The sequence below is a fragment of the Campylobacter sp. CNRCH_2014_2452 genome (assembly GCF_025772865.1).
GTDB classification, from domain to species: Bacteria; Campylobacterota; Campylobacteria; order Campylobacterales; family Campylobacteraceae; genus Campylobacter_D; species Campylobacter_D lari_D.
In genome coordinates, this window is sequence record NZ_JAKMSX010000003.1 from 59772 (window position 1) to 85469 (window position 25698).

General features: G+C 29.0%; 23 protein-coding genes. 8 read left to right on the plus strand and 15 right to left on the minus strand.

Features of this window, described 5'->3' with window-relative positions; genetic code table 11:
• Positions 1–112 precede the first annotated feature (112 nt).
• A complete protein-coding gene (locus tag L8X38_RS02435; RefSeq protein ID WP_133319905.1) occupies positions 113–604 on the plus strand; it encodes a hypothetical protein in 492 nt (163 codons plus the stop codon).
• On the opposite strand, the gene L8X38_RS02440 is transcribed toward L8X38_RS02435, so the two are convergent.
• On the minus strand, positions 601–1524 hold the full coding sequence (locus L8X38_RS02440) for a hypothetical protein (RefSeq protein WP_263659738.1): 924 nt from the start codon (positions 1522–1524) through the stop codon (positions 601–603). The genes L8X38_RS02435 and L8X38_RS02440 overlap by 4 nt on opposite strands.
• Before the next feature lie 3 nt (positions 1525–1527).
• Positions 1528–2445: a 16S rRNA (cytosine(1402)-N(4))-methyltransferase RsmH gene (gene rsmH / locus L8X38_RS02445; protein ID WP_133319904.1), complete on the minus strand. Its 918-nt coding sequence runs from the start codon at positions 2443–2445 to the stop codon at positions 1528–1530.
• Between the two features lie 60 nt (positions 2446–2505).
• Between rsmH and L8X38_RS02450 the strand changes: the two genes are divergently transcribed.
• The 5 genes from L8X38_RS02450 to L8X38_RS02470 all read left to right on the plus strand — a co-directional run bounded on the left by L8X38_RS02450 (position 2506) and on the right by L8X38_RS02470 (position 8524).
• Complete coding sequence (locus L8X38_RS02450) at positions 2506–3084, plus strand: class II aldolase and adducin N-terminal domain-containing protein (protein ID WP_263659740.1); 579 nt, start codon at positions 2506–2508, stop codon at positions 3082–3084.
• Positions 3085–3165: 81 nt separating this feature from the next.
• Positions 3166–4644, plus strand: a complete 1479-nt coding sequence (locus tag L8X38_RS02455; protein ID WP_263661197.1) for a peptidylprolyl isomerase — start codon at positions 3166–3168, stop codon at positions 4642–4644.
• The gene (gene ftsA / locus L8X38_RS02460) at positions 4641–6020 is read left to right on the plus strand and encodes a cell division protein FtsA (RefSeq protein ID WP_220566695.1); all 1380 of its coding nucleotides are present in this window, start codon (positions 4641–4643) and stop codon (positions 6018–6020) included. Before L8X38_RS02455 ends, ftsA begins: the two co-directional genes overlap by 4 nt.
• Positions 6021–6031: 11 nt before the next feature.
• Positions 6032–7138 (plus strand): cell division protein FtsZ, encoded by a 1107-nt coding sequence (ftsZ, locus tag L8X38_RS02465; RefSeq protein WP_039626779.1) that lies wholly within the window; start codon positions 6032–6034, stop codon positions 7136–7138.
• A 21-nt stretch (positions 7139–7159) separates the two neighbouring features.
• The gene (locus L8X38_RS02470; protein WP_133319900.1) at positions 7160–8524 is read left to right on the plus strand and encodes a nicotinate phosphoribosyltransferase; all 1365 of its coding nucleotides are present in this window, start codon (positions 7160–7162) and stop codon (positions 8522–8524) included.
• Here the strand turns inward: L8X38_RS02470 and ispG are convergent.
• Positions 8521–9585, minus strand: coding sequence for a flavodoxin-dependent (E)-4-hydroxy-3-methylbut-2-enyl-diphosphate synthase (gene ispG / locus L8X38_RS02475; RefSeq protein WP_412175441.1), 1065 nt, complete (start codon positions 9583–9585; stop codon positions 8521–8523). The two genes, L8X38_RS02470 and ispG, sit on opposite strands and share 4 nt — an antisense overlap.
• A gap of 67 nt (positions 9586–9652) precedes the next feature.
• Between ispG and L8X38_RS02480 the strand changes: the two genes are divergently transcribed.
• Entirely contained in the window at positions 9653–10945 is a 1293-nt protein-coding gene (locus L8X38_RS02480) for a DUF2972 domain-containing protein (protein WP_263659743.1), read from the plus strand.
• On the opposite strand, the gene L8X38_RS02485 is transcribed toward L8X38_RS02480, so the two are convergent.
• Genes L8X38_RS02485 through L8X38_RS02500 form a run of 4 tightly spaced genes read right to left on the minus strand, consistent with a single transcriptional unit; the run spans position 10938 to position 13709 of the window.
• A complete protein-coding gene (locus tag L8X38_RS02485) occupies positions 10938–12782 on the minus strand; it encodes a primosomal protein N' (RefSeq protein WP_263661198.1) in 1845 nt (614 codons plus the stop codon). The two genes, L8X38_RS02480 and L8X38_RS02485, sit on opposite strands and share 8 nt — an antisense overlap.
• Positions 12779–13249, minus strand: a complete 471-nt coding sequence (locus L8X38_RS02490; protein WP_263661199.1) for a type II secretion system protein — start codon at positions 13247–13249, stop codon at positions 12779–12781. The genes L8X38_RS02485 and L8X38_RS02490 overlap by 4 nt, the downstream gene beginning before the upstream one ends.
• The gene (locus L8X38_RS02495; RefSeq protein WP_133319896.1) at positions 13250–13489 is read right to left on the minus strand and encodes a hypothetical protein; all 240 of its coding nucleotides are present in this window, start codon (positions 13487–13489) and stop codon (positions 13250–13252) included.
• On the minus strand, positions 13476–13709 hold the full coding sequence (locus tag L8X38_RS02500; protein WP_012661890.1) for a hypothetical protein: 234 nt from the start codon (positions 13707–13709) through the stop codon (positions 13476–13478). The genes L8X38_RS02495 and L8X38_RS02500 overlap by 14 nt, the downstream gene beginning before the upstream one ends.
• A gap of 154 nt (positions 13710–13863) precedes the next feature.
• Here L8X38_RS02500 and uvrB point away from each other — a divergent pair, with 154 nt between their 5' ends.
• A complete protein-coding gene (gene uvrB / locus L8X38_RS02505; RefSeq protein ID WP_263661200.1) occupies positions 13864–15837 on the plus strand; it encodes an excinuclease ABC subunit UvrB in 1974 nt (657 codons plus the stop codon).
• Positions 15838–15853: 16 nt separating this feature from the next.
• Here the strand turns inward: uvrB and efp are convergent, their stop codons facing one another.
• The 8 genes from efp to pheS are packed head-to-tail and all read right to left on the minus strand — an operon-like array spanning position 15854 to position 25698.
• Positions 15854–16423, minus strand: coding sequence for an elongation factor P (gene efp / locus L8X38_RS02510; RefSeq protein WP_039618934.1), 570 nt, complete (start codon positions 16421–16423; stop codon positions 15854–15856).
• 60 nt (positions 16424–16483) lie between these two features.
• Positions 16484–18064, minus strand: a complete 1581-nt coding sequence (serA, locus tag L8X38_RS02515) for a phosphoglycerate dehydrogenase (protein ID WP_263659747.1) — start codon at positions 18062–18064, stop codon at positions 16484–16486.
• Entirely contained in the window at positions 18061–18540 is a 480-nt protein-coding gene (locus tag L8X38_RS02520; RefSeq protein ID WP_133319893.1) for a hypothetical protein, read from the minus strand. Before L8X38_RS02520 ends, serA begins: the two co-directional genes overlap by 4 nt.
• 6 nt (positions 18541–18546) lie before the next feature.
• The gene (locus tag L8X38_RS02525) at positions 18547–20214 is read right to left on the minus strand and encodes a 30S ribosomal protein S1 (protein WP_263661201.1); all 1668 of its coding nucleotides are present in this window, start codon (positions 20212–20214) and stop codon (positions 18547–18549) included.
• Positions 20215–20269: 55 nt separating this feature from the next.
• On the minus strand, positions 20270–21106 hold the full coding sequence (locus L8X38_RS02530) for a 4-hydroxy-3-methylbut-2-enyl diphosphate reductase (protein WP_263659749.1): 837 nt from the start codon (positions 21104–21106) through the stop codon (positions 20270–20272).
• Positions 21096–22382, minus strand: a complete 1287-nt coding sequence (aroA, locus tag L8X38_RS02535) for a 3-phosphoshikimate 1-carboxyvinyltransferase (RefSeq protein WP_263661202.1) — start codon at positions 22380–22382, stop codon at positions 21096–21098. The genes L8X38_RS02530 and aroA overlap by 11 nt, the downstream gene beginning before the upstream one ends.
• Entirely contained in the window at positions 22379–24709 is a 2331-nt protein-coding gene (gene pheT / locus L8X38_RS02540; protein WP_263661203.1) for a phenylalanine--tRNA ligase subunit beta, read from the minus strand. Before pheT ends, aroA begins: the two co-directional genes overlap by 4 nt.
• On the minus strand, positions 24706–25698 hold the full coding sequence (gene pheS, locus L8X38_RS02545; protein WP_263659752.1) for a phenylalanine--tRNA ligase subunit alpha: 993 nt from the start codon (positions 25696–25698) through the stop codon (positions 24706–24708). Before pheS ends, pheT begins: the two co-directional genes overlap by 4 nt.

Genomic DNA, 25698 nt, shown 5'->3' on the forward strand with positions numbered 1-25698 from the left:
CAAAAATAATGTAAATTTTAACACAAGATTTCATTTACAAGACTTAAAATTTATCTTATTTAAAAACAAAAATGCTAAAATCACAAAAATCACATACTTACTAGGTAAAACAATGAAAATACAAGAATTTATTTTAAACTTTATTTTTAAAGTTTCAAATCAACCTGTTAATTTAAAAGATTTATTAGAAGCAAATGCCTTGTTAAATGAAGGTATGATGATAGATCCTGCGAAATTAAATTTTAAATTTAAGGTATTTAACTCTTATCTTATATATACCCTTTTTTGTATAGCCATTTTAGTTCCTATGCTTATCATCAGCCATTATTTTTTAACAATTATTGATTTTCATATTAGTATCTTAAGTGCTATTTTTGTTACCGCTTGTGTTTTTGTTGGCTATGATATTTTTAAAATTTATACTAGAAAAGTAATAAGCAAAAGATTATTGAAAAAAGCTTGGACTTTACATTTTCCATATTTTGCTTATGAAAAATATTCAAAAATAGCAGAAAATATTTATAATCAAGCTATTAAAGAAGAAATTCCAAAAAATCAACTTGAACAATATGTTTTGGAGAAAATCATTCAAACACAAGATTAATCTAAAAAGTCTAAAACTTGATTTTGAAAATACAATGCTTCAAGCTGTCTTTGAAGCTCTTTGTTTTCTTCATCTAAAACTAATTCTTGCGATCTTAAATCCGCTATTTCTCTACTTACATAATAAATTTGATTTCTAATATAAATTTGTGGGAAAAATATCAATAAAGCAAATGCTATCATCAAACCTGCATATAATAAATTTTTAGGGGTTAAATTTTTATTTTCCTCACTTACTATGCTATCTAAAAGTTCGTATTTATCTTCTTGATTATATTCTTGGTTTTCTTCAAGCCTTACCTTTTCTTCTAAAATTTTTTGCTCTTGCTTAGCTAATTTTTCTTTTTCTTTTAATTCTTCTTGAGCTTTTTTTATTTTTTCTTGTTCAATTTTTTTTTGCTCTTTTAATTCTTGTTTGAGTTTGACTTTTTCTTTTCTTTTTTCTTTTAAATCTTGAAATTTTGAAGTAACAAAGACATTACTTTGAGTAAGAATTTTAGATATTTGAATAGAATCTTTTTTTTCTTGTTGTATTTTTTCTACTTTTTTTACTTCCTGCAAAGTTTTAACATTTTTAGATGGCTTAAGATTTTTATCATTTTTTTTATCAAATTTTTCTTTTTGCTTTTTGAAAAAATTGAGTTGTAATTTAAAAGGCTTTTTTTCTTCTAATTTAACATTTATCAAATCTTCTTTTAAATAAATAGCGGATTGTTTTTTAGGTTTTTCTTTATATTCTTCATCAAAGTCTGTAAATTTAGGTCTTTTTTTACGCTGTATTCTATTTTTTAATATGCGATCGCTTTCATTGAAATTGTGCTCATACTCTTCATAAGGTCTACCTTCTTTAATAGCCCTAGAATATTTCAACATTTTTTCGCGTATATTTTGTTTTTCTTTTAAAAAATCATCTTCAATCATTATTTACCTAAAATAAAAAATTCTCATTTTTGCACAACTTGATCTACTATTATAGCTTATTTCTTCTTTGGAGGCACTTATAGCTTTTTTACTTAAAATTTTACCAAGACTATGTCCTTTACCGCATTCGCATTTTATAGCTCTTTCATCACAAATGCAGTCTTTTTCCCATCTTTTAAAAGTATTTTTTACTATTCTATCCTCTAAAGAATGAAAGCTAATAATAGCTAATTTACAATCTTTTAATTTTGCTTTTTCTATATTTTCAAGTAAGGATTTTAACTCACCAAGTTCATTATTTACTTCTATACGCAAAGCTTGAAATACGAGCAAAGCTAAAGATACATTGCGTCCTTTTAACTTAGCATTTCCTATAATTTGACTTAATTCTTTTGCACTTGTAATCTCTTTTTGACTTCTTGCATTGATAATTTTTTGAGCAAGCATTGAAGCAACCGGCGCTAGATCTCCATAGTCTTTAAAAATTCGTTCCAAAGCTTCCTTGTTGTAAGAATTCACCACTTCTTTAGCACTTAAAGGATTATTTTGATCCATTCTCATATCTAAAAAATCAGAATTTAGCGAAAACCCCCTATCATTTTTATCAAGCTGCAAAGAAGATACACCAATATCAGCTAAAATTCCTCTTATGTTTTGCGTTGAAATTTGAGTTAAAATATCTTTAAAACCTATATGATTAAAACTTATTCTATCTTGAAAATTTTTCAAAAACTCTTTGGAAAAACTTAAAGCCTCTAAATCTTTATCGCAAGCAATTAATCTTAATTTTTCATGAGCTTGCAATAATGCTTTAGAATGCCCTCCATAACCCAAAGTACAATCTAAAAAATCTCCGCTATCAAAATCATCAAAAGTATTTAAAACTTCTTGTAATAAAACAGGAATATGTGGACTTTGCAAAATATACCTTTTAATATTTTTTAGTATAATACCTTAGCTAAGTTTAAAACAAGGTTTTTAATGAATAAAGAAAATATTATTTCCCAAATTCAAATTCTATCCTCATCAATGTTTAAAAAAAATTTTTTTGGAATTTGCCATGGTTCTGTTTCAGCAAAACTTTCCCAAGGCTCATTTATTATCAACAAAAGCAATGCTTTTTTGAATCAATTAGATGAAAAAAATTTAAGTATCTTAAAATTTGCAAAAGATTATAGCTGGGATGAAGCAAGCAGCGATAGTGAAATACATAAAAGCATATATGAAAATATACCTGAAGCTAAATTCGTATGTTTTGCTTATCCAGCTTATACCTTATCCATGAGTTTAAATCATGATTTCATAACACCTCAAGATTATTTTGGAGAAATTTTTTTAGAAGAAATTCGAGTTTACAATCCTAAAAGTTATGAGGATTGGGATGATAGATCACAAACTGAAATTTATCGTTATATGTTAGAACAAAAACAAAATTTTGTCGTTGTGAAAGGATATGGAATATTTGCTTATGGAAGAACAAGCTATGAACTTGGAAAAATAATAGATTTAATCGAAAATTCTTGTAAAATTATCCATTTAGCAGAGACAAATTTATCATAAAATCATAAAATTAATTTTTTATTAATCACAAATTACCTATAATTTATGGTTTAATTTAATTAATTATGGATTGGGGTAAAAATGCTCACTTGGATGCAGCATCATAAAAAATATTTAGTTATTACTATTTGGATTAGTGTTATTGCTTTTGTTGGAGCAGGTTTTGTTGGCTGGGGAAGTTATGATTTTAACACCGATAGATCAAATTCTGTTGCAAAAGTAGGCGATGAAAAAATAAGCTATGATGAATTCAATCTAAAATATTCTCAATTATTTAACTACTACTCACAATTAAACAATGGCAATTATACACAAGAACAAGCACAAAAAGATGGCTTAGATACTCAAGCTATCAATGAACTTATACAAGAAAAACTTCTGCTTTCTTATGCTAAAACTTTAGGTTTAAATGTAAGCGAAGAAGAAATTGCTTATGATTTAGCGCATCAAAAAATCTTTCATAATGCTTCAGGTGTTTTTGATAAAGATTTATATTATAATTTACTTGCAAGAAACAACTATACACCAAAAGCTTATGAAAAAATTATCCATGATGAATTATTGCTTAAAAAAATCAATGCTATTTTAAATTTACAAATCAAACAAAATGAACTTGATATGTTTGGTGCAAGTTTTTTAATGCAAGATAATTTAAAAATTCAAATAATAAAACTTGATAATAAAAATATTCCTATTGATGAAAAAGAACTAAAACAAACTTGGGAAAAAAACAAAAACCTATATAAAACACAAAAAAGCTATGAGCTTGCAACTTATTTTTTAGATCCTAATACAATCACAGTTGTTGATAAAGAAATTCAAGCTTACTATGAAGAAAATAAAAATGACTATAAAGATTTTGCAGGAAAAATTCTAAGCTTAGAACAAAGCAAAGATAAAATTATAAAAGATTTAAAACTTTCCAAGCTTAAACTTAAAGCTAATGAAAGCTATGTTGCTTTGAGAAAAAACGAGCTTAGTTTTGACAAAAACATCACAATAAGCGATGCTGATATTTATTACCCTTTAGAAAACATACAAAAAGCTAAAGAAAATGATTTTATCAAGCCTTTTAAATTTGAAAATGGCTATATGATTGCAAAACTTATAAAAATAAATCCTATACAGACTATGACTTTTGAGCAAGCCAAAAATGAAGTGAGCAAACTTTACATCAGAGAAAAAACTAAAACTTTATTAGAAGAAAAAGCAAAGCTTGCCCTAAATAATTTCCAAGGCATAGATATAGGAACTTATAGTCGCGACTCAAGTAAAGGAGCAAAAGTAGGTGAAATGATAAATGATGCTGAATTTAGTGAGTTTTTAATGCATGTATTTGACTCAAATAAAGCTAAATCTTATGTTTTATTTGATGATAAAGCAATAGTTTATGAAATTACAAAGCAAACTCTAGAAAACAAAGATAAAGAAGAAATTTATAAATTTATCATAGAACAAAGTGCCAAACAAACTAAACAAGCTTTACTTAAGGAAGAATTATTAAAAAAACTTATAGAATTATATCCAATCCAACGCTATTATAAAGGAAATACAAATTGAATATTTTAGGAATTGATTTAGGCTCAATACAAACTTGTGCTATTTTGGCACAAAAAAGTGAAGAAGGACTTAAAATCATTGGTTTTGGAAAATCAAAATCAAATGGTATAAAAAAAGGAGCAATTACCAATATAGAGCTTGCTTCAAAATCTATAGAAGAGGCAGTAGCCGATGCACAAATGATGTCAGGTGTGCATTATGATAAAGTAATTGTATCTATTTCAGGTGCTTATGCAAAAAGTGTAGACAGTATAGGTGTAGTTAATATACCAAATCATGAAATAGGTATTAAAGAAATTCACAGAGCAGTAAGCACAGCAAAACATACCGCAAATATACCTAGTGGATATGAAATCATTCATGTATTACCTTATAATTTTAAAGTAAATGATCTTGAGCATGTAGAAGATCCTTTGGGAATGAGTGGAAATCGTCTTGAAGTTTCTACGCATATTGTAATCTCGCAAGAAGTGCATATTAAAAATCTAAAAAAAGCAGTTGAGCTTGCTGATCTTAGAGTAGATAATATCGTTCTTTCAGGATATGCTTCTTCTATCGCATGCTTTGATGATAGTGAAAAAGAATTAGGTGCTATTTTAATCGATATGGGTGGAGCAGTTTGCGATATGGTCATTCATGCGGGTAATTCTATACGATATAATGAATGCTTACAAATTGGTTCAGTAAATATCACTAATGATTTATCCATAGCTTTGCATACCCCACCAAAAGAAGCAGAAAAACTAAAATTAAATTATGCATCTTTAGCACAAAATGAAAACTCAATTATACAAATTCCATATATGGGTGATGAAAAAAGAAAAAATGAAGTTTCAGTAGAAGTTATATCTAATGTTATTTATGCAAGAATTGAAGAAACTATTATTATTTTAGCTAAAATGCTAAGTGATAATGCTTGTGCAAATCAAGCAGGAGCAGGCATAGTATTAACAGGTGGAATGACAAAATTTGCAGGACTTGACAAACTTGCTTCAGCTTATTTTGATAATAAAGCTGTTAGAATAGCGACCGCAAAAAAAGATACTATGGATGGCTTTAAAGAAATTTTTGAAGATGCAGAAAATAGCTGCGCTATAGGTCTTTGTTTATATGGTGGTGGACATTTTACTCCTTATGAATTAGATTCTAATGAAAAACTAAGATACAAAGGAGAGCCTGAATTTATCAACAAACAGATAAAACAAAATCTCACCATAGAAGAACATGAAGAAGAAAATAAAAATTTTGAAGAAATTTTTCAAGAACAGAGAGATTTTGAAGATGAAAAAACAGAATTAACAAAAGTTGAAACCAAAAAAGATAAAAAATCAAGTTTTATGCATAATTTTTGGAATAAATTAATAAACCAGTTCTAATAGGAGATACAATGAGCGAATATCTAGTAGAAGAAATGCAACACGCAAAAGGTGCAAAAATAAAAGTCATAGGCTGCGGTGGCGGTGGCGGTAATATGATAGATCATATGGTAAATATGGGCTTACATGATCTTGATCTTATCTCAGCAAATACTGATGCACAAGCTATAGCAAAATCTTTAGCAAAAACTAGAATTCAACTAGGTGAGAAAAAAACTAAAGGTTTAGGTGCTGGTATGCAACCAGAAATTGGAGCAGAAAGTGCAAGAGAAAGCTTTGAAGAAGTAAAAGCAGCTTTAAGTCAAAGTGATATAGTATTCATTTCAGCAGGACTTGGTGGTGGAACTGGTACAGGTGCAGCTCCTGTTGTAGCACAAGCTGCTAAAGAAGTAGGCGCATTAACTGTTTCGGTTGTAACTATGCCTTTTGCTTTTGAAGGAAAACAAAGAAAAAAATTAGCTGAAGCTGGCTTGGCTGAATTAAAAAAAGAAAGTGATTCTATCATTGTAATCCAAAATGAAAAACTTCTTAGTATACTTCCAAAAAAAGCAGGTATAAAAGAAGCATTTAAACTAGTTGATGATATCTTAGCTAGAGCTGTTAGAGGTATGGTGTCTATTCTTTTAGAAGATGGCGATATCAATGTTGACTTTGCAGATGTTAGAACTGTTATGAGCCATAGAGGTTTAGCTTTAATGGGTGTGGGTCATGGAGAAGGTGAAAATGCTATCATGGACGCATTATCAAGTGCTATAGAATCTCCATTATTAGATGGTATGACTATGAAAGGCGTTAAGGGCGTGATTATCCATTATAAAATTGGACCTGAATGCTCATTGATAGAAATTTCACAAGCTACTCAAAGCATTAGCGATATAGCAGATGAAAATGCAAAAGTAATCTTTGGTGCAACTACTGATGAAAGCATGGGCGATCGTGTTGAAGTAACTATCATTGCTACAGGTTTTGAAGATAAAGCTGAAATAGAAAGTGCTAAAGAACAAGAAGAAAGTAAAAAAAATAGCTATATGAATTTGCGCAAAGCTAGCGGTGGGTTTGATGAGGAAGTAATTTCTCAACTTGATGTTCCTGCTTTCTTGCGTCGTCAAATGGATTAATTTGTAAGTAAAAATCCTTATATGAATTCTTCATTATTATGTGATTTTTACGAACTAAGTATGGCTTATGCTTATTTTAAACAAAATATGCATAAGCAGATTGTTTATTTTGAAGTTTTTTTTAGAAAAGCTCCTGATAGTGCTTCTTATGCTATTTTTTGTGGATTAGAACAAATCATAAATCATATTAATCATTTTTCTTTCTCTAAAGATGACATAGATTTTTTGAAAAATACTAAAAAATTTGATGATGATTTTGTAAACTACCTTTCAACTTTAAAATTTAGTGGAGATATACTAAGTGTTAAAGAAGGTGAATGTATTTTTGCTAATACACCTTTAATGATTATCAAAGCACCTATAATAGAAGCTTTATTATTAGAAACTTTCATACTTTTAACTCTAAATCATCAATGTCTAATTGCCACTAAAGCTAGCAGAATTGCTCAAATTGCAAAAGAAAAATTACTCTTAGAATTTGGCTCTCGCAGAGCCCATGGAGAAAGCGCAGCTTTAAATGGTGCTAGAGCTGCTTTTATAGGTGGTTTTCATGCAAGTGCTTGTACTTTAGCTGGGAGAAAATTTAATATTCCTATTAGTGGAACCATGTCTCATGCTTGGGTACAAATGTTTGATGATGAGCTAAGTGCTTTTAGAGCATATTGTCAAATTTATAAAGATAATATAAGTCTTTTGATTGATACATATGATTATAAAAAAGGTATTGAAAATGCTATTTTAGTTTTTAATGAGTTAAATACGCAAGATTCTATGCAAAATTATTCCATCCGTATTGATTCAGGAGATTTGCTGAAAATCTCTAAATATATTAGAAAAAAACTAGATCTTGCTAACTTAACAAAATGCAAAATCATAGCTAGCAATGCCTTAGATGAGTTCATCATAGAAAAATTACTAAAAAACAAAGCTCCAATCGATGCTTTTGGTATTGGAGAAAAGCTTATTACTTCAGCAAGCTCGCCTATTTTTGGAGCTGTTTATAAGCTTGTTGCATTAGAAAAAAACAATCAAATCATCCCTAAAATAAAAATCAGCGCAAGCTCAAGCAAAACAACCTTGCCACATTTTAAAAAACTCATAAGGTATTATAAAAACAATAAAGCAAGTTTTGATATTTTATATACACATGATGAGAGTATCAAAAATTATCAAGGTTATACATATAAAAATTTACATGAGCTTATTTTTAAAGATGGAAAATTAATCTATGGGCTTCCTAACTTGAAAAATATTCAAGAGTATCATAAAAAAAGTGTTGATAGTTTGGATTTTAAACTAAAAAAACTTCAAAATCCAAGTATTTATAAAGTAAAAATTTCTAAAAAATTACAAAATATGCAAAAAACTTACTTAGAAAAAAATTAATCTTTTTCTCTAAGTTTTACTTCATCTTCTACTTCAAGTAAAAATCTATCAACAAGCTCATCTTCTTTTAATTTTGCCACCACTTCACCATGTCTTATAACTAAACCTTGATTTTTTCCAAAAGCAATAGCCACATCAGCACCCTTAGCCTCACCCAAGGCATTTACAACACAACCCATAACACTTATATTTAATGGTTCTTTTATATGTTTAGTTTTTTCTTCTACTATCTTAATCGCTTTAATCAAATCGCTTTGAATTCTTCCACAAGTTGGGCATGAGATGATATTTACTCCACTCTTTTGCACTCCACTATCTTGCAAAATAGCCCTTGCTACCTTAATCTCTTCTTCAAGCTCCCCTGTCATAGAAACTCTCATTGTATCGCCTATACCTTTTAAAAGCAAATTTCCTAAGGCAATCGAACTTTTAACCGTACTATGAAATTTAGTTCCTGCTTCAGTAACCCCTAAATGAAACGGATAATCACAAAGTGGTCTTAGAGCTTCATAAGCTTTTATGGTATTTTGCACATCTGAAGTTTTCATAGAAATTTTAATGTCAAAAAAGTCTAAATCTTCTAGTAATTTTATATTATATAAAGCGCTCTCAAGCATAGCCTCTATATTATAACCATATTTATCGCTAAATTGCTTTTCTATAGAGCCATGATTTACCCCTATTCTAATAGGAATTTTTCTTTGTTTACAAGCTTGCACCACTTCTTTTATATTTTCTTTTGAGCCTATATTTCCCGGATTAATTCTCACCCCATCGATAAATTCAGCACAAAAAACTGCTAGCTTATGATTAAAATGTATATCCACTATTAAAGGCAAGGGACTTTTTGCTTTGATTTCTTTTAAAGCTCTTGCATCTGCCATGTCCAAACAAGCTAAACGCACTATATTTGCACCGGCAAAATAAAGCCTATTAAGTTGCTCTAAACAACCTTCAACATCTCTTGTTTTAGTAAAAAGCATGGATTGCACAGAAATAGGTGCATCACCACCTATTAAAACATCGCCTACTTTTATTTGTCTTGTTTTATATCTTGTCATTAAAATCACTCTAAAAATATTTTTATATAATTTTAATAATTTAATCTAAAAATATCAAGGATTTAATATGAAAAATTTACTTAATTTTTTATCAGCTCATTTAGATAGCAAAAAAGCAAATTTTTTATTAAATTCACTCAAAACCAATCAAGATTATTTTTTTCAAAAATTTATACTAGATAATATAAATCATATTACAGCTTGGCTTAATAGTGACGATTTTAAACAATATGAAAATAAGACTTATCCACCATTAGTAAATCCAAAAAATATCGATATAGAACCTAGTGATTATTGCACAAAACTTGCTTGGAAACTAAACATACCTCTAGAAAATGCTAAATTTATCTATATTTCCCCTCATGGTGTTGGCGCTGCTGCTTTTTTAACACTACTCAATGAAGCATGCAATGTTTATTGCTCTGCTTCTTGGGTATCTCCAAACAACGGATATTACAGATATAATTTAAATTTTAAATCACTTCTTCAATACTCTCAAACAGCTATTAATATATCCGAGACAAATATTTTAGATTTGGATAAATATTTAAATTTAATTAGTTGTGATATACCTATACTAATTCAAACACGAGATCCCATATCTTTATTAAAACATTCATATGGAAGAGATTGGAGTAAAGTTCAAAGAAACTATAATCAAAATTTTAACTTAAATTTTAACTACCAAGAATATATTAATTTTTTAAAACCAAACAAAACTTACATGAAAGATGATTTTGAAAATTTACTAGAAAATACTTTTATAATGCATACTCTACTTAATAAAATTAACACAAACAATATTACTTATATAGATATGTGTGACTTAAACGAAAAGAAGGCTTATAATACTTTTATTAACTTGGCAGATAAATTTGATTTTACCCCCCCCCATAATGATGAAAATCTTTTTAAAAGAAAAGAATTTAGAGGTTATATAAGATATTTGCTTCCTTTAATTTTTCAAGTAGATTATGAAATAAAATTAATTATTAATAGATATCATATAAGCAACGAGCAAATAAATATTTTTTCCTACATTAGCAATAATGATCTTAAAAATAACATTGGCATTTATATCGATAAAAATAAAATATCTAAATTTTTAAATCATAAAAATTATGCAAGAATCAAACAATATTTATCCAATTTTTTAGATGCAATCAAAGAAATTGTTGACTACACAGAAACAAATCTTATGAAAGAAGATGAAGTATTAGACTATCTCAAGAAAAACAAAACAGCAAGGCTAAAACTCAAAGATATATTAGATAAAGAACTGATACATATTAAAAATTTCCGCCCTGATATTGTGAAATCATGGAAATATTACCAAGAATTTGAAAAATTCTTTAACTAAAATCAACCGGATCTATATCGCAAGTAATATTTTTAAAATTTAAAGCAAAGTGCTCAAATTTTACAAGTTCTTGATGAGTATTAGCGCGCAATAATACATAAAAACGCCATTTTTTATTTAGCATTTCAATGCCACAAGCACCATGGCCTACTAATTGCACTTGTTTTAATTCTTGAACTTTATTAGCTATAAATTCACATAAATTTAAAGCTTTGTTTTTATCCTCATCTTCAATAATTAGCCTTAAAAGTCTTTTAAATGGGGGATAAAGCTCATTTCTGGCATTTAATTCATCTTTTAAAAAACTATCATAATCTTGTATATATTTTTCAAAAAAAGATCTATTTTTAGTTTGTAAAAGTACCCTACCCTCACCCTTTCGACCTGCACGACCTGCTACTTGCATAGCAAGAGCCAAAGTCTCTTCCAAAGCTTTAAAATTAGGTCTGAATAAATACTCATCAAGACCTAAAATCACACTCAAATCCACATTGTGATAATCATGTCCTTTAGCAAGCATAGAAGTGCCTACTAAAATATCAATTTTTTCTTGATTAAAATCTTTTAAAATCATATCAAGCTTTTTTACACTGCTAATCTCATCACTATCAAATCTTTTTATGATAGGATTAAACTCAGCTAATTCTCTTTCTAAAAGCTCACAAAGCTCTGCTGTGCCCATTTTTTTAGCTTCAAGCATAACTCCATTGCAAGTTGGGCAGGTTTGATCAATTTCTTTAGTAAAATTGCAATAATGGCATTTTAATGCATTTTTATTTTTGTGCAAACTCAAAGCAATAGAACAAAAAGGGCATTTAATGGTATTAGCACATTCTTTACATAAAATTTGTCTAAAATTTGCCCTTGTAGGTAAAAATACCACAGCTTGCTTTTTATTTCTTAAGCTAATTTTTAATTCTAAAAGTAATTTTGACGAGACACTAAGCTCGCTCTCATCATATAAAAACTGCTTTTTGCTTTCAAAAAAGGTTCCTTTAAGTCTAAAACAAGGATGTTTATAATAACTTACAACACTTGGAGTAGCCGAACCTAAAAGAACTTTTATATGCATTTTTTTTGCTACAAATAAAGCCAAATCTCTTGCATTGATTTTTGGATTATTAGAAGCTTTATAAGAATTATCATGCTCTTCATCAATAATAATCAAACCCAAATTTTTAAAAGGTAAAAACAAAGCCGATCTAGCTCCCACCACTAAAAGAGCTTTTGAATTTGTTAAATCTTGCAAGTATTCTTGCTTTTTTTTCTTAGTAATTTTAGAATGCCACAAGAAAAAATGCTCGCCAAAATACACTTTTAATCTTTTTTGCATTTGCGGAGTTAGAGCGATTTCTGGCATTAAAAGCAAAACTTGCTTTCCTTGCTCTAGATATTCTTTTATCAAGCTAATATAAATTTCAGTTTTACCACTTCCTGTATCGCCAAATAATAAACTAGTTTGTTTAGTTTTTATAAATTCCAAAGCCTCTTGCTGGTTTTTACTTAAACTAGGTGCTTTTTCTATATGAATTTTTTCATTTTTATACTCTTTAATGCTTTCAAACATACCCAAAACAAAAGCTATTTTACTAGCATAATAATAAGCAATAAATTGAGCAAGTTCGTATTGATATTGTGTTAGTTTAAAACCTGTTTTTTCTTTTATAGCTTGGGTTTTAAAATCAGGCTTTGAACATTTTTGTAAAATTATAGCTTTGAGATTTTTTTTCCTTGCAAGATCAACTATCACTTCATCTAAAATTTCAATTTCTTCTTCACTTTCATAAATTAAGGTATCTAAATAATATCCTTTTATAGCAAGTTGATAAAAATTCAAAACCCATAATCCTTACAATTTAAACTCACACATTCTAAAAAAACTTTTTCACTATTATAAGAAAAATCTATGTAATTTTTAGCATTTATAAAAAATCTATATTGAGTATTTGCTATTTTCATCCATGATTTTTTACTTGAAACAATTGGCTTATCTAATACACTATATGTACAATGATTTGTTTTTTTGTAATTTTGCAAACTATCACAAAAAAATAATTTTTGATTTTCACTATTTATCAAAGCTTCATCTAAAATGGCTGGAAAATCCTTACTTTCTTTAAATAAAAACTGATTTTTGAGTAAGGCCAAAGAAGCATTAATGAGCTCTACCTCACTTTTTGCTTGGATAAGTTTAGCATCATTTTTTCCAAAAGAAAAATACGGATAAGCAATTGTGCTAAGAATAGCAATAATCATCATACAAAAAATAAGCTCTACTAAAGTAAAAGCTTTTTTTACTTGCATTTATTGTATTTCTTCATCGATAGTGTTTATAAGTTTGTTGAGTTCTTTTTTTAAGATATAATTTTCGTAGCTAAGTTTTACAAAAGCATTAATGAAATTTGCAAGTTCTATCTTACCTGTGCCTCCAGAAATTAAAGCAATTTCATCTTCAAGATGATTTGCAAATTCATTACTGCATGTTACAACAAAGTCTTTCGCATAGACATTGATTGTAACTTTTCTTTGATTATTGTTTGCCAAGAACTGCCTCTATTTTTTTGATCACATCTTCACTTTCAATATTTTTATTTTTAAGCTCTTCTTCCAAACGCGCAATTTGATTGTTTTTAGCTTCATTTTGTGCTTTTACGCTTACTAATTCATTTCTTAAATTTTCATTTATTTCACATACTTCATTATATTTAGCCAAAAGCTCATTTACTTTATCTGTCATTGTGTTGATTATTCTTTCATCATACATAATTTTTTGCCTTTATTGATTTTATATTTTAGAGTATTTTAAACACATATTGTAACAAAAAAAAATTTAATTTTGCATAGCTTTTTGTTTTAAAATTTAAATTTTTAAAAAAAATTTTGTGTAAAATTAGTAAAAATACAAGTTAGGAAAAATTATGTTTGAACTTACTAGCGAATTTAAGCCAAGTCCTGATCAAAAGCAAGCTATTGATGGTATAGTAAAAAGCATTAAAGCAGGCAATAAATACCAAACCTTGCTAGGTGTTACAGGTAGTGGAAAAACTTTCACTATGGCAAATATCATTAAAAACTTAAATATGCCTACTCTTATCATGAGCCACAATAAAAGCTTATGCGCGCAACTTTATAGTGAATTTAAAGGCTTTTTTGCAAATAATCATGTGGAGTATTTTATAAGCTATTATGATTATTATCAACCCGAGGCTTATATACCAAGAACCGATGTTTTTATAGAAAAAGACAGCTCTACTAATGAAGACTTAGAAAGATTAAGACTAAGCGCAAGCGCTTCGCTTTTAAGTTATGATGATGTTATTTGCATAGCTAGTGTTTCAGCAAATTATGGTTTAGGAAATCCAAGTGAGTATGTGGGTATGGTTTTAATTTTAGAACTAAATATGCAAATAAATCAAAAAGAACTTTTAAAAAAACTTGTAGATATGGGTTATAAACGCAATGATAATTTCTTTGACAGAGCTGATTTTAGAGTCAATGGAGATATAGTAGATATATATCCAGCTTATTATGAGGATGAAGCTATTAGACTTGAATTTTTTGGCGATGAACTTGAGGCGATGTATTATTATAATATCTTAGAAAATAAAAAAGGTAAAGACTTAAAAAAATTTATACTTTATCCAACTAGTCAATTTAGCGTAGGTGAAGCTAGACTTAAAGAGGCTATAAAAGGTATAAAAGCTGAATTAAATAAACGCCTTGCTTATTTTGAAAATGAAAATAAACTCGTAGAAGCACAAAGACTAAAACAAAGGGTAGAATTTGACCTTGAAATGCTTCAAAGTACTGGCATGTGCAAAGGAGTTGAAAATTATGCCTTGCATTTAACAGGGCTTAAGAGCGGCGATACACCTTATACGCTTTTTGATTATTTTGCCATTAAAAATCAAGATTTTTTAGTCATTGTAGATGAATCTCATGTATCTTTACCACAATTTCGCGGAATGTTTGCAGGGGATAGAAGCAGAAAGCAAACTTTGGTTGATTATGGTTTTCGCTTGCCAAGTGCCTTAGATAATAGACCTTTGATGTTTGATGAATTTATTAATAAAAATTGTAAATTTTTATTTGTTTCAGCCACACCTGCACCTTTAGAACTAGAATTAAGCAAAGAAAATATTTTTTATCAAATCATGCGTCCAACAGGGCTTTTAGATCCTAAAATAGAAATCAAAGATAGTGAAAATCAAGTAGAAATTTTATACGATGAAGCTAAAAAAGTTATAGAGCGTAATGAAAGAGTTTTAATAACCGTTTTAACTAAAAAAATGGCTGAAGAGCTTAGTAAATACTACTTGGAACTTGGCTTAAAAGTAAAATACATGCACTCAGAAATTGATGCAATTGAGCGCAATGAAATCATCCGTGGCTTAAGAAGTGGCGCTTTTGATATTTTAATCGGGATTAATCTTTTAAGAGAAGGACTTGATTTACCTGAAGTTTCCCTTATAGCGATTATGGATGCAGACAAGGAAGGCTTTTTAAGAAGCACCACTGCACTCATTCAAACGATGGGACGCGCGGCTAGAAATGTCAATGGAAAAGTATTACTTTTTGCTAAAAAAATCACAAAATCTATGCAAGAAGCTATCGATACTACCAATGAAAGAAGAACCCTACAAGAAGCTTATAATAAAAAGCACAACATCACACCAACCTCAGTAAAAAGAAACATAGAAGAAAGTTTAAAACATGAGCTTGAACAAGGAGAAATTTATCGTAAAGGCAAAGAACTTGAAAAAATGCCTGCGAAAGAACGCACTAAAATAGTAAAAGAATTAAGAAAACAAATGCTAGAAGCAGCTAAAAATCTTGAGTTTGAGAAAGCAGCAATGCTTAGAGATGAAATTAATAAATTAAGAACTTTATAATCCCTTAAATAAGGGATTATTTATTTGCTCTTTCTATATACTCTCCACGCACAGTATCAACGCGGATTACTTCCCCTTCTAATACATGGAAAGGAATTTGCACTACCGCACCTGTTTCTAAAGTAGCTGGTTTTTTGTTTGAGCCTTGAGTATCACCTTTAAAATTTGGTGCCGTTTCAATAATTTTAAGTTCCATTACTTGAGGCACTTCCACACCAATTGCTTTTCCATTGTGAAATAAAACATCTACCATGGTTCCATCAAGCATCCATTTTTTAGCTTCACCCACATCTTCATCGCTAATTGCAACTTGCTCATAAGTTTGAGTATCCATAAATTGACAATTTTCACCATCATCGTATAGATATTGCATTTGCTTTTCTTCTAAATTTGGAGATTCACATTTATCCCCTGCATGGAAAGTTTTTTCCAAAACCTTACCATCGATAAAAGATTTAATTTTAATACGAACAAAAGCAGGACCTTTTCCTGGTTTTACATGTTGATATTCTACGATTTTAAAAGGAATACCATCAATTTCTATTTTTAAACCTTTTTTTAAATCTCCCATTCCATAAGAAGCCATATATTTTCCTTAATTTTAAAATTAAAAAATAATTGTAACAATTAAGGCTTATAAAAAGCCTTAAATTTCTGCATATTCTGCAAAAATACAAGCATCAATAGCTCTTAATTCCTCAAGCAAAGCTTTTGAAATTTTCGTATCAAGCAAAATTACAGCCAAAGCTTTTCCAAAGCCATTTCTACCAAGTCTAAAATCAGCTATATTGACATTATTTTTGGCTAAAATTCCGCTAACATTAGCAATAACTCCTGGTATGTCATTATTGTTTAAAATTATCATTTTCCCTTTTGGTTTAAAATCTACATCAAAACCATTCAATTCTACTATTCTTTGTTCATTTTCACCAAAAATAGTTCCTGAGATAGAAAGGTTAGAATTATCTGTAATTACTTTTATAGTGATTTTATTACTATAACCACTACTTGGTAGAATACAAGAAGAAAGTTCTACGCCCTTATCTTTAGCTACAAAATGTGCGTTAATATAATTAATATTCTCACCTAAAATACCTCTTAAAACACTCACTGTTGCAAAAGTTAATAAAGACTCATTATACTCGCTAATTTGTCCTTCACTCTCAAGTTTAATAGCCTTAATAGGAGTTTTATCAAGCTGAGCAGCCAAAAAGCCCATTTTGGAAATAAGCTCAATATAAGGTGCTACAAAACTTGGTAAATCTTCAGTTTTAATCGGTAAATTTAAAGCATTAGGATAAGAAATTCCTCTTGCAGCATTTAAAGCTTGCTCGCATGCTTGGATAGCGATATTTTCTTGACTTTCTAAAGTGTTTGCACCAAGATGAGAAGTAACAGAAACATTTTCAAAGTCTAAAAATGGATGATTAGTTGCTGGTTCTTTATTAAACACATCGATACCAAGCCAAGCTATTTTACCACTTTTTAAACCTTCACACAATGCATCTTCATTATAAAGACCACCTCTGGCACAATTTATCAATCTTACGCCATCTTTCATTTTAGAAATTTCTTCAAAAGAAATCATATCTGTTGTTTCTTTTGTTTTTGGCGTATGTATGGTAATAAAATCACTTTGAGTTAAGATTACATCTAAAGAATTCACACACTCTATACCCAAATCAGTCATTTTAGAAGCTACCACATAAGGATCATAAGCTATAACTTTCATACCAAAAGCTTTTGCACGTACAGCCACTCTTGAACCTATATTACCAAAACCTATAACTCCTAAAGTTTTATTCATAAGTTCAACACCATACCACTTTTCTCTTTCCCATTTTCTTTGTATTTTTAAAAAATTATGAGCATTTACAAAAGATCTTGCAGAGCATAATAAATGATTCATAGTAAGCTCAACTGCTGCTATGGTATTAGCCGTTGGTACATTCATTACTATAATGCCTTTTTTAGAGCATTCATCTATATCAACATTATCAACCCCAACGCCTGCTCTAACTAAAGCTTTTAAATTAGAACATGCATTGATAAATTTCAAATCCACATCCGTTGAACTTCTAGTAATAGCAACATCTACATCATTTAATTTTGTTAAAAGTTCATCTTTAGGCAAATGTGCTGCTTCGATAAGCTCAACATCATCAGCTTTTCTTAAAAGTTCTACGCCTTTGTCTAATATCGCATCACATACAATAATTTTTTTCATAACCAAACCTCCTTTAATTTTGCATTTATGTTGTAAATTTTTAATTTGTCGATCAGTGTATTTAATACTTTTTCATTATTTGTATCTAAATAAATTGCCACTTCATCTTTACTCTGTGTTAAAGTGTATTTGATAAAAAAAGAATGCAGAGTTTGCTTTAAACAAAACATAGAATAAACATCATTTTTATTTACATCGAGCATATAAAATTTTTGTTTTGGCTTTACTACAGAATCATCCATATTAAAACTCATATAAAATTCATTTGCTGCTGGAGAAAAATCATTGATTTTAATATTTGAAAGTTTATCTTGCCAAGTTTGTGGTAACTCTTTTTTTATTTCATCAAAAGAATATTTAACATTTTGTGAGATAGGTAAATTCCCAATATCTACATATCTCACCATAAAAATAAAAGCAATAAATAAAATTAGGCTTAAAAAACCTAAAATACCATAAAGGGTATATTTTTTCATTTTTTATTATAAAAGTTGATCTTTGATAATATCACCTAAAGTTACTTTGTCATTATCATTGATTTCATTTAACGCTTCTCTTTCTTTCATTCTTGCAAGGCTTTTTACGCTTAAACGAATTCTATTTTTCTTTTCATCAATGAAAACAATCAAAGCTTCTATTGTATTACCTACTTTTAAACTTGAAAAATCAATATTACCTAAATCCTCTTTATGAATAAGCGCATCAACGCCTTCTTCAAGCTCTACAAAAACTCCAAAATCTTTAATATCTCTAATTTTACCAGATATAACATCATTTACTTGGTGTTTTTGAGCATAAACTTGAACAGGACTTTTTTGTAATTCTTTAGTACTTAAAGAAATTTTTTGATTTTCTTTATCTAGTTTAATGATTTTAACTTCTACAACATCACCAACTTTATACATATCTTTACATTTATCACTTCTATTCCAAGAAGCATCTTCATTATGCAATAAACCTTCTAAATTAGCAATTTTTATAAAAGCACCAAAATTAGTCACGGAAGTAACACTGCCTTTTAGTACATCACCTACTTTATATGATTTTAAAAACTCATCAAAAGGTTTTGCTAATAAATTTTTTAAAGAAACTCTAAGTCTTCTTTCTTTAGCATTAATTTCAATCACTTCCACATCAAGCTCTTGACCTTCGTTAATATAATCTTTTGGATTTTTAGCATTTTTATCCCAAGAAATTTCACTTATATGTAAAAATCCTTCTATATCATTTCCTAAATCTACAAAAGCACCATATGGTTCTATATTTGAAACCGTAACTTTAATAGTATCGCCAACTTCTAAACCATCTTTGATTTCATCCCAAGGATCAGGCATGGCAAGTTTTATAGATAAAGAAAGATGTTTTTTATCTTTATCATATTTAATCACTTTTACAGGAACTTTATCACCTTCATTATACAATGAACTAGGATTTACTGGTCCTTTATAAGAAATTTCGCTATAATGAACTAAACCATCAACACCGCCTACATCAACAAACATACCGTAAGTAGTGATTTTTTTAACAACACCTTCTATAATTTCTTCTTGATTTAATACATTTGAAATAATTTCTTTGCGTTTTTTTCTTTCCTCATCTACTATTTTTTTTCTAGAAACTACTATACTCTGAGCTTCTTTATCTATTTTTATAATTTTAACTTTAAAAGTTTTATTGATAATATTGTTTGAATCTTTAAAACTGCTTTGTGATTTTGGTAGGAAAAACTCCACTCCATTTTCATCCACAGCTACAAAGCCACCTCTATTTTTACCAATGATTTTTACATCAAATATACTTTCATCATCTTTATAATTGTTAATAAATTCTTTAACTTTTTGTTTTCTTAAAGCTTTTTTATGAGAAAGTAAAGATCTGCCACCGCGAGAACCTACTATAGCAACTTCTAATGTATCACCTTCTTTGAAGATAAATTCGCCTTTTTCGTTTTGAATTTCTTCTGCTACTAAAATACCTTCTGATTTTTGTCCTACATTTACAAATACCTCATCGCCTTTAATCGCGACAATTATACCCTGTGTAGTTGCCTCCTCATCAGACTTAAAAGATTCTTCAAGCATTTGCTCAAAATCTTCTTCTATGATAATATCCTCTAGTCTGTTTTGAACTTTTTTGTTCACCTCGCTCATTGTGGTCCTTTGTTTTAAATTTTAATTGTTGATTATAGTATTGTTTTCTTTAAACTTAGTTAATTTTGGCGTATTCTTTGATTTTTTCCAAAACCAAATCAATCACCCAATCAGGTGTAGAAGCACCCGCACTAATGCCACATTTTTCTTTACCGCTAAACCATTCTTTCTGAATTTCTTTTTCATTTTCGATTAAATAACTATCTTCACAATAGTTTTTTGCTATCAAAAAAAGCTGTTTAGTATTGGCTGAGTTCTTCCCTCCAACTATTATCATTACATCACTTTTTTTAGCAAGTTCATTGATTGCTTCTTGATTTTTAAAAGTCGCATCACATATTGTATTAAAAACACGCACTTCCTTAACCCTAAGCATTAAAAAATTTACAATTTCCATAAATTTTTCTATCTTTTTTGTAGTTTGTGATACTACTGCAATTTTAGAAGGCAATTTAATATCAAGCAATTCTTTTTCATCAAGCACTACATAAGCTTTAGTACTTACATAACTTCTAACCCCTTTTACTTCAGGATGATTTTCATCCCCAAAAATAACAACTTCATAACCTTCATTGCTCATTTGTTCACAAATTTTTTGAGGTTTAGTCACAAAAGGACAAGTTGCATCAAAAATTTCTATATCTTTTTGTTTTAATTTTTCTAAATCTTGCTTTGTAATACCATGAGTTCTAATGATGGCTTTTTTTTCTGTGCTTAATTCATTAATATCATTTAATGTTTTAACATTATAATTTTTCCAAAGTCTTGTGATTTCTTCATTATTATGAATTAAAGGTCCTATAGTAGCTGCATCTTTAATCTGCTCGGCTTTTTTAATAGCTCTTTTTACTCCAAAACAAAATCCATAACTTTTTGCTAATTCAATCTCCAATCTTAGCTCCTATTTGCTTTAAAATCTCAATAAAATTTGGAAAAGAAGTTTTGATGCATTCACTATCATCTACTTCCATTCCACATCTTAAACCTAAAATTAAAAAACTCATCGCAATTCTATGATCTCCAAAGCTTTCTATTTTAGCATTTTTAACTTCGCCGCCTTCTACTTCAAAGCCATCTTCAAATTCTTTTACTTTTATGCCACATTTTTGCAAATTTAATACAATTGATTTGATTCTATCACTTTCTTTTACGCGCAATTCTTTAGCATTTTTTATAATGCTTTTTCCTTTTGCACAAGCAAAAGCTATAGCCAAAGCTGGAATTTCATCAATCAACCATGCGATATTTTCACTCACATTTACCGCCTTTAGAGGCGTACTTTCAACACAAATTTCTCCAATACTTTCAAAATCTTCATTAGTAATATTATAAGTGATCTTTGCACCCATTTTTTCTAAAATTTTAAAGGCTTCAATGCGTGTTTTATTTAACAAAACATTTTTTAAGACTACTTTTGAATGAGGTAAAATACAAGCAGCTAAGGCAAAGTAAAAGGCTGATGATGGATCATTTGGTACACATACTTCAAATGCTTTTAATTTTTCTTTTAAAGGATTGATTTTGATAAAAGTTTTATCCTCATTTAAATACTCAATGCAAGCTCCCATTTTATTAAGCATAATCTCACTATGATCCCTTGAAAGCTCAATTTCTTTAAAATAACTTTCTTTTTTGGCAAATAAAGCTGCTAAAATTAAAGCTGATTTTACTTGAGCTGAAGCAATATTACTACTAAAGTCAAAACCATCTAACTTAGCCCCTTGTATGCAAATAGGCGCTAAATTTGCGTTAGCTCTTCCAAAAATCTTAGCTCCTAAACTCATCAAAGGCCCACTCACTCGCTTCATTGGCCTAGCATTTAAATAACAATCTCCACTAAGAACAAAAAATTCATCTTCAATAGCACTTAAAAAACCTATTAAAAGTCTCATAGCTGTACCTGAATTTCCACAATCTAAAACGCAATTTGGAGATTTTATATATTTTGGAGCTTTAATATAAATTAATCCATCAATTTCTTCAACTTCAGCTCCTAAAGCTTGAATGATTGCTAAAGTATGTAAAGTGTCTTGTGCTTTTAGATAATTTTTAATCTTACAAGTTCCTTGAGTAAGCAAAGAAAAAATAGCAAAGCGATGAGATATAGACTTATCAGAAGCTATATCTTCAAGCTCTACTTTAAAAGAATCAATAGGGCTTATCTTCATCGAAGTTTTAAACCATGCTCATCATCTAAAGCTTTGATAATTTTATCAATATATTCAAGGATAATATTATCTTCTAAGGTTTTTTCAAAATCTCTAAATACCAAATTAATAGTCAAGCTATAAAAATCGCCTAAATTCTCATCTGTATATAAATCTACCACTCTAAAGCTTTCTAATCTTTCGATATTTAATTTAGCAATAGTGTGTTTGATTTTTTCATATTCAAAACCCTTAGGTATAACTATACTTAAATCCCTGCTCATAGATGGAAATTTAGAATATGCTTTAGCGGTTTTAAAGTCTTGTTTTAAGCCTTCCAAATCAAGCTCACAAATATAAGTTTTAACCAAATCCCTTTCATTTTCTATACTTAAATGCACTCTACCTACAAAACCTATACGCTTGCCGTTTTTATATACATTTGCTTGTTCATATGGACTTAAAAATGCATATTCTGATTTTTGTAAACTAAACTCACCTATAATGCTTTTTAATTCTGCTAAAAAGGTATAAAAATCCACTAAAACAGGCTTGGCCTTATTTGTGATTTTAGCTTCTTCTTTATAACCACTAAAGATCATTGCAAATTTAGCATGCTCATTTGAAAACTCATCAAAAACACTACCACACTCAAAAAGTTTAATTTTCTTTTTTGAATTTCTTAGATTAAAGCTTACTGCATTTAAAAGATGATTTATCAAAGTACTTCTTAAAGTATTAAGTTCGTTAGTAATAGGATTAATGAGTTTGTTTTTAATACATTTAAATCCTAGCTGACTTAATTCTTCTTCATTATCTAAAACATAATGCACACTTTCAAAATATCCATTGTTGCTTGCTTTTAATCTTAAATTTTTAAGCTCTTGATAATCAAAATATACTTGATTTAAACGATTTTTTTCTCTAAATTCTAAAGCTTTTGATGGGATATTATCAATACCGATAATTCTTACTATTTCTTCACTAATATCAGCTATATTTACTATATCACTACGGTGAAGTGGAATTTTAATATTAAATTGTTCATCATTTACCACACTTATTTCAAAGCCTAGTTTTCTAAGAATTTTGACTAAATTATTTTTATCTATAGGCATACCAATGATTTTATCAACCTCTGCACCAAAAATCCCAATAATATTTGCTTCATTTTCTTTAAAAACTTGTTGGCTTCCTGAAAAAACACTCATTGCACTAATTTTTAAGCACTCATTAAATAAATACTCCATTCCCAAAGAAAGCTTAGGCTCACTGCCTCTTAAAGAACGATATATAGTGTCATTTTTCTTTTTATAAAAGGCTATTGCGTTTGCTATAGTTTGAGGATGAGTATAGCTTGCTTCTATAATGATGATTTTACTCTCATCATTGATTTTAAATTTATCTTCTTGCTCTATACCTGCTAAAGCAATCAACTCATCTTTATAATAAACCCCATACTCCCCATGTTCTTGAGTTTTAATCTCTAAAACAATCTTTTCATCAATTTGACAATCTTGACAAAGCTTATGAAAATCATAAGCACAAAAAATCACTCCACTTGCATGAGTTGCATAAGTTAAAAGATTTTCTATGTTGTTATTTTTATATGCTTCAATCAAAGCAAGGCGAATTTGTATCGTGATATTTAACTTAAATTCTTCTTTAATCTCTAGTGCCTTATAAGCAAAAAATCCTTCAACATCACTTTGATTTTTAACACTTAGTATTCTTCCTATACCTACGCTATTTTCACCTTCTTTTAAAGGATTTAATTCTTTTAAATTTAAATCAAGCGCTGCACTTAAATCTCTAGCAACACCATATAAACTCAAGCAATCCCCGCGATTTGGAGTAAGTTCTATTTCAATTAATTCATCATTAAATAAATCATATTCATTAAGAGCTTTTCCTAAAACTAACTCTCCCATACTTTCATCTAAAACCATAATGCCTTCATTACTTTTTCCAAAACCAAGCTCACTAGAAGAGCAAATCATACCCATAGATTCAACCCCTCTAAGTTTAGCAGGTTTTATCTCAAGTCCGCTAGGAAGCACTGCGCCTACTAAAGATACGGCCACAAATTGATCTTTATCAACATTTTTTGCCCCACAAACAATTTGTAAAATTTCATTCCCAACATCTACTTTACAAATATTCAATTTATCTGAATTTTCATGTTTAACTTTTTCTAAAACCTTACCTATTACAACTTTTTGGGGAGCTTTAACACTTTTGAAACTATCAACTTCTAATCCTATAGAATTTAAAGTATTTACTATAGTTTGTGTTGGTATTTCACTTAAATCAATCCATTCATTTAACCAATTTCTACTAATAATCATCTAAATTGCTCCAATAATCTTAAATCACCTTCAAACATAGAACGCAAATCAGGAATTTTATGTAAAAGCATAGCAAAACGCTCCACACCCAAACCAAAAGCATAGCCACTTACATTTTTATAACCAACAAATTTATAAACATTAGGATCAACAACACCACATCCTAAAACTTCAAGCCATCCTGTTTGCTTACAAACCCTACATCCACAACCTTTACAAAACACACAAGAAATATCTACTTCAGCAGATGGCTCTGTAAAAGGAAAAAAGCTTGGTCTAAAACGCACTTTTACATCGCCAAACATATGTTTTAAAAAATGTTCTAGCATATCTTTTAAATTTGCAAAATTAACTTTATCACCCTCTTCTACCACAAGTCCTTCTACTTGATGAAACATAGGGGTGTGGGTAATATCAAAATCTCTTCTAAAAACTGCACCTGGTGCTATCATTCTAATAGGTGGTTTTTGAGATAGCATAGTTCTAATTTGCACCGGAGAAGTTTGAGATCTAAGCAAGGTTTTATCTTCAAAATAAAAAGTATCTTGCATATCTCTTGCAGGATGATTTTGTGGTAAATTTAATGCTTCAAAATTATGAAAATCATCCTCAATCAAAGGCCCTTTTTCTATACTGAAATTTAAAGCTGTAAAATACTCTATGATTTTATCCATAGTTTGCATGATTGGGTGCAAAGCACCTGCATTTGAAGTTTCATCAAAAAAGCTAAAATCTTGCACATCTTGTTTCATTTTTTCATTTAAAGCTTTTTCTTCTAATTCTTTTAATTTTATTTGATAAGCTTCATTAAATTCATCTCTTGTTTTATTTAAACCATTAGCGAATTCTTTTTTTTCTTCACTTTGCAAATCTTTTAACTTTGCAAATTCTAAAGTCAAAATACCTTTTTTTCCCAAAACACTTACTTTTATATTTTCAAGTTCTGCTAAAGTATTTGCAGAAGCAATTTTTTCTATCATATCTTGCAA